The organism is Zoogloea ramigera (genome assembly GCF_006539865.1).
In the GTDB taxonomy this organism is placed as follows: domain Bacteria; phylum Pseudomonadota; class Gammaproteobacteria; order Burkholderiales; family Rhodocyclaceae; genus Zoogloea; species Zoogloea ramigera.
In genome coordinates this window covers 1-5,509 of the sequence record NZ_BJNV01000126.1, presented here as the reverse complement: position 1 = coordinate 5,509, position 5,509 = coordinate 1, and the positions used below count along the sequence as shown (strand labels likewise).

7 protein-coding genes are annotated in these 5,509 nt (G+C 63.1%); all 7 read left to right on the top strand.

From position 1 onward, the window contains the following. Positions 1 to 204: hypothetical protein (locus ZRA01_RS20655; RefSeq protein ID WP_170183038.1), on the top strand; the 204-nt coding region annotated here is incomplete at its 5' end. Between the two features lie 22 nt (positions 205 to 226). Further along, entirely contained in the window at positions 227 to 589 is a 363-nt protein-coding gene (locus ZRA01_RS19770; RefSeq protein ID WP_141355092.1) for a hypothetical protein, read from the top strand. A gap of 141 nt (positions 590 to 730) precedes the next feature. Further along, complete coding sequence (locus tag ZRA01_RS19765; RefSeq protein ID WP_141355091.1) at positions 731 to 1,171, top strand: H-NS histone family protein; 441 nt, start codon at positions 731 to 733, stop codon at positions 1,169 to 1,171. A 197-nt stretch (positions 1,172 to 1,368) separates the two neighbouring features. Next, positions 1,369 to 3,207 (top strand): type I restriction-modification system subunit M, encoded by a 1,839-nt coding sequence (locus tag ZRA01_RS19760; protein WP_141355090.1) that lies wholly within the window; start codon positions 1,369 to 1,371, stop codon positions 3,205 to 3,207. Next, positions 3,204 to 4,529 (top strand): restriction endonuclease subunit S, encoded by a 1,326-nt coding sequence (locus tag ZRA01_RS19755; protein WP_141355089.1) that lies wholly within the window; start codon positions 3,204 to 3,206, stop codon positions 4,527 to 4,529. The genes ZRA01_RS19760 and ZRA01_RS19755 overlap by 4 nt, the downstream gene beginning before the upstream one ends. Beyond that, the gene (locus tag ZRA01_RS19750; protein WP_141355088.1) at positions 4,522 to 4,971 is read left to right on the top strand and encodes a hypothetical protein; all 450 of its coding nucleotides are present in this window, start codon (positions 4,522 to 4,524) and stop codon (positions 4,969 to 4,971) included. The genes ZRA01_RS19755 and ZRA01_RS19750 overlap by 8 nt, the downstream gene beginning before the upstream one ends. Then, the coding region (locus ZRA01_RS19745; protein WP_246093785.1) for a type I restriction endonuclease at positions 4,971 to 5,509 on the top strand (539 nt) is incomplete at its 3' end. The genes ZRA01_RS19750 and ZRA01_RS19745, both read left to right, overlap by 1 nt.

Sequence of the window (5,509 nt, the reverse complement as noted above, 5' to 3'; positions counted from 1 at the left end):
AACAGTGGCTTGACTCCGCAGGGGATCAGCGCTGCGGTCGGGCGCTCGCTGATCGGCGACTCGAGCCAGTTCATCCCGCGCACGATGAACAACGTGCGAGCCGCGGCCGAGTCAGTCGGGGGGAAGGTGACGGTGGTCGACAGCTACATCCCGGAGGATTTCAAAGGGGCGTTTGTGAACCAGGCCGAGCGTGCCGGCAAGTAAGCCCAGAAAGGAGGCACTTCAAATGGACAAACGTGTCGTTGGAACACTGCTGGGTATCGCCGGGATGCTGTTGTGGTTCATGCCCTGGACGGAGTTCTCCATGGGGGACATGGACTTCTACCGGACCGGAAGCCACATTGGCGGGATCGCTTACCTTCTGCTGCTGAGCTCGCTGGCCTATGCGGTCCTGTCCTGGGTCGCTCAGCCCATGCCACGGGTCATCGTGGCGGCGCTGTCGACGCTGCTCAGTGGATTCTTCTGGCTGAACGTGGGTGAGGCTGCGGGGTGGGGCCTGGCATGGCTGTGTGCAGTGAGCGTCTTCAGCCTGCTGCAGGCGATCGAGCGGAATAGCGCGGAACGGAAGGTCGAGCAGCAGGCCGAGTAGTTATTGATCGGATCGGGACGAGGGCGCGTGGAGTCCTCGCCCCGATGTCTGCAGTCTGTTCCCTGTCAAGCGAGTTTGGAGGCCACCATCACGTGAGGCATGATGGCGGCCTCCAATTTTTTATATCTTTCGACATAGACCATGGACCTGAAGAGCCTCTCTCTTGGCAAGCTGAACACGCTGAACCAGCGCATCACCCGTGAAATCGAAGTGCGCGAACGAACCGGCAAGGCCGACGTCATCAAGAAGCTCCGCAAGCTGGCGGCTGCCGAAGGGTTCACCTTGGAGGAGTTGCTGAGCGTGCCGCAGCAGCCGCAAGCTACGGCCCCCGCCAAGGCGAAGCAGGGCAGGAAGGCGGTTGCACCGAAGAGAGCTCCGCTGCCGATCCGCTATGCGCACCCCGGCAATCCTGAGCTGAAATGGAGCGGACGTGGCCGTCGCCCGAGCTGGGTGGAGCTGTGGACGCAGAATGGTGGGGCGATGTCGGCGCTGGAGAACGCGGCTGAGCGCCTCAGCGGCTCGTCGCTTCCCGCACAGTCGCAACCTATACAGTCCTCGGTCGAGCCGGTGGCCGAGTCGTGAAGCGGTAGGCCCAAGATCGAAGGGGCTCAGTGACCACTACACCCCGCTCGGTGCTCGGGAACGCGGGGGTACGCAGGGACAGCATCCGGGACACCCTGCACTCCCCATAACAGCCGTCCTAGAAATAATTCATTCGCCGTAAAATCACGACGGTGCTGCGATCCTGCGCGCCTTCCCCTGCACGGCATGCCCGAACCATGAACCACCCAGCCCTCTCGTCCTTCATCTGGTCCGTCGCCGACCTCCTGCGAGGCGATTACAAACAATCCGAATACGGCAAGGTCATCCTGCCCTTCACGGTGTTGCGCCGCCTCGACTGCGTGCTGGCCGCCACCAAGGCGGCGGTGCTCGCCGAGTTCGACGCCAAGACCAAGGCCGGCATCACCCCCGACGCATTCCTGCTGCGCAAGGCCGGTCAGAGCTTCTACAACACCTCGCCCCTCGATCTCGCTACCCTGCTCGGCGACCAGGACCACCTGCGCGAGAACCTCTACGCTTACATCCAAGGCTTCTCAGCAGCGGCACGAGACATCTTCGAGCGCTTCGACTTCTTCACCCAGCTCGAACGCCTCGCCAAGGCCGGCCTGCTCTACCTCGTCACCGAGAAGTTCGCCCACATCGACCTCCACCCCGCCGCCGTCGACAACGCCCGGATGGGCCTGGTGTTTGAGGAGCTGATCCGCAAGTTCGCCGAGATCTCCAACGAGACCGCTGGGGAGCACTTCACCCCGCGCGAGGTGATCCGCCTGATGGTGAACCTGCTCTTCATCGAGGACGATGACGTGCTCACCGCCGGCAACGCCGTGGTGCGCACCCTGTACGATCCCACCGCCGGCACCGGCGGCATGCTCTCGGTGGCCGGCGAGCACCTGCTGGATCACAACCCCGCCGCCCGCCTCACGATGTTCGGCCAGGAGCTCAACGACGAGTCCTACGCCATCTGCAAGGCCGACATGCTCATCAAGGGGCAGGACGTGCGCAACATCGTGGTCGGCAACACCCTCTCCGACGACGGGCACGCTGGCACCCGGTTCGACTACATGCTCTCCAACCCGCCCTTCGGCGTCGAGTGGAAGAAGGTCGAGAAAGAGGTGCGCCGGGAGCACACCGAAAAAGGGTTTGACGGCCGCTTCGGCCCCGGCCTGCCGCGGGTATCGGACGGCTCGATGCTGTTCCTGCTCCACCTCATCAGCAAAATGCGCCCGGCCGCCGAGGGCGGCAGCCGGATTGGCATCGTGCTCAACGGCTCGCCGCTGTTCACCGGCGGCGCCGGCAGCGGCGAATCCGAGATCCGCCGCCACGTGCTGGAGAACGACCTGGTGGAGGCCATCATCGGCCTGCCCACCGACATGTTCTACAACACGGGGATCAGCACTTACATCTGGATTCTGTCCAACAAGAAGTCCGACGAGCGCAAGGGCTGGGTGCAGCTCATCGATGCCAGCGGCTTCTGGCAGAAGATGAAGAAGAGCCTTGGCAGCAAGCGCAAGGAGCTGTCGGAGGCACACATCGCCGACATCACCCGGCTGTTCGGCGACTTCGTCGAGGCCGAGCAGGCCATCGTGCTCGACGCGGCGGGCAAGGAGCTGGGCCGGCAGATCCTGCTCTTCGGCGACCGCGAGCCCGCCGCCCCCGCAGGCGGCAAGGTCAAGCGCGTGCCGATCTCCCGCGTCTTCAAGAACGAGGAGTTCGGCTACACCACGCTCACCGTCGAGCGCCCGCTGCGCGACGAAGCCGGCAACATCGTGCTCGGCGAGCGCGGCAAGCAGAAGGGCAAACCCCAGCCCGACAGCCGCCTGCGCGACACCGAGAACGTGCCGCTGACCGAGGACATCGAAGCCTACGTCGCGCGCGAAGTCCTGCCCCACGCGGCGGACGCCTGGATCGACCGGGAGAAATCGAAGGTCGGCTACGAGATCCCGTTCAACCGCCACTTCTACGTCTTCGAGCCCCCGCGCAGCCTGCACGAGATCGACGAGGAGCTGAAGGGCGTCACCGCCAACATCATGCGGATGCTGGAAGGGCTGGCGGAATGAGCTTGCCCAGGTATCCGGAGTACAAGGACAGTGGGGTCGAGTGGCTGGGGGAAGTGCCAGCGCATTGGGAGGTTTCGCAAAGCCGTCGGATGTTTAAAGTCAGGAGCGAACCCGCGCATGCCGATGACCAAATGCTTACTGCCTCGCAAAAGTATGGAGTGCTACCTCAAGCGGAATTCGTGCTTAGGGAAGGGCGCCGAGTCGTCGAGGTCATTCAAGGCATAGAGAGCTTGAAACACGTTGAGCCCGATGACTTCATTATCAGCATGCGCAGTTTTCAGGGGGGTATCGAATGGTGTCGCCTTCGAGGCTCGACGAGCTTTCACTACGTGATGCTCACCCCGGTGAAATGGGTATGGCCTGCCTTTTTTGCTCATCTGTTGAAATCGGCTCCTTACATACAAGCTCTACGTCGAACTACAGACCTGATTCGGGACGGGCAAGAACTCCGTTTTTCAAACTTCGCCCAGGTGCCCCTGCCTGTCGTCCCGGTCGATGAACAGAAAGAAATAGCCGCCTTCCTCGACCGCGAAACCGCCAAGATCGACGCGCTGGTTGCCGAGCAGGAGAAGCTGTTGACCCTGCTCGCCGAGAAGCGCCAGGCCACGATCTCCCGCGCGGTCACGAAGGGCCTGGACCCGGACGTGCCGATGAAGGATTCGGGGGTGGAGTGGCTCGGGGAGGTGCCGGCGCATTGGGAGGTCGGTAACCTCAAACGGTTTGCCGAGGTTATCGACTGCAAGCATCACACAGTCGAATTCCTCGACGACGGCTTACCCATCGTCAGCATCCGCGAACTGCGTGACAACCGCATCGATTTGTCGAACGCGAAATTGACGTCGCCTATCGAGTGGGAGTTTCTGCGAGAGGGTCGAATCCCTCAGCAGGGCGACTTGATTTTCTGTCGCAACGCAAGCGTTGGCGCCGTCGGCTACGTAGATGAGGAGCAATTGCCTTTCTGTATGGGGCAGGATGTGTGCTTGATTCGACCACAAACAAAGAGCCGCTTCATGCATTTCCAAGTCACATGCCGCGCCGTTACCAATCAGATTGAAGCGTTGCTGGTCGGAGCCACAATTCGTCGAGCCAACGTCGAGGAAATCCGGAATCTTGTGGTGACATGGCTCCCGACTTTGGAACAAGAGGCCATCGCCGACTTCCTGACCGCCGAAACCGCCCGCCTCGACGCCCTCACCGCCGAAGCCACCCGCGCCATCGCCCTCCTGAAGGAACGCCGCACCGCGCTGGTCTCGGCCGCCGTCACCGGCAAGATCGACGTGAGGAATACTCTCCTCCCTCTACAGGAAGCCTGCCATGCGTGAAGGTCTCAGCCATCGCATCGTCGCGTTCATCGCCAATCTGCAGCCGATTTACACCCACGCCCTGATTGATGACCGCATCTGCGCAAGATCGTTGATCGACGGCACCCTGATCCTGCCACTGGAAGAGCCCGAGGAGGATGAGGACGGCCGGGTTGAAGTCCATTGGCAGGGCGACCCGGCACGCCGTACCGAGGTGCGGGGGGAACTCATGGCAAGTATCGCCGTCGCCCGCTACGTCGAAATCACCGCGGTTCCCGACTCGGCCACAACCAAAGCCAGCTACGCCCATCTTGCTCAGCACTTCACACACAAGACCGGCGGATTCCTGGCACTTGAGGAGCCGGACCAGGAGAGCGCCATCGCCGAAATGCTGAGAGCAGCGACCAAGCGTCTCGGCAAGGAAACGGTCATAGAGATCATCAAGAAAGCCATCGGCCTGTGATGAGCACGCTCCACCAGGAACACCACTTCGAATCCGCGATCTGCGAGCACCTGGGCCGCCACGGCTGGCTGTACAGTGAGGGCGATGCCGCCCATTACGACCGCCAGACCGCGCTCTTCCTGCCCGACCTGCTAGCCTGGGTGGAGGCGACCCAGCCGGCGAGCTGGCAGGCGCTCGCGAAGGCCCACGGGGCCGGGCTGCCGCGGGTGCTGGCCGAGCGGGTGCGGCGCTGCCTCGACGAGCAGGGCACGCTGGAGGTGCTGCGGCGTGGGGTGGAGCTGGTGGGGCTGAAGAAGCCCTTGTCCCTGGTGCAGTTCAAGCCCGCGCTGGGCCTCAACCCGGCGATCCAGCAGGCCTACGCGGCCAACCGGCTGCGGGTGGTGCGACAGGTGCGTCACTCCCTCAACAATCCGCAGGACGCGGTGGATCTGGTGCTGTTCGTGAACGGCATTGCGGTGGCGACCGCGGAGCTGAAGTCCGACTTCACCCAGCGCGTGGGCGACGCGGTGGACCAGTACCGCTTCGACCGCGACCCGGC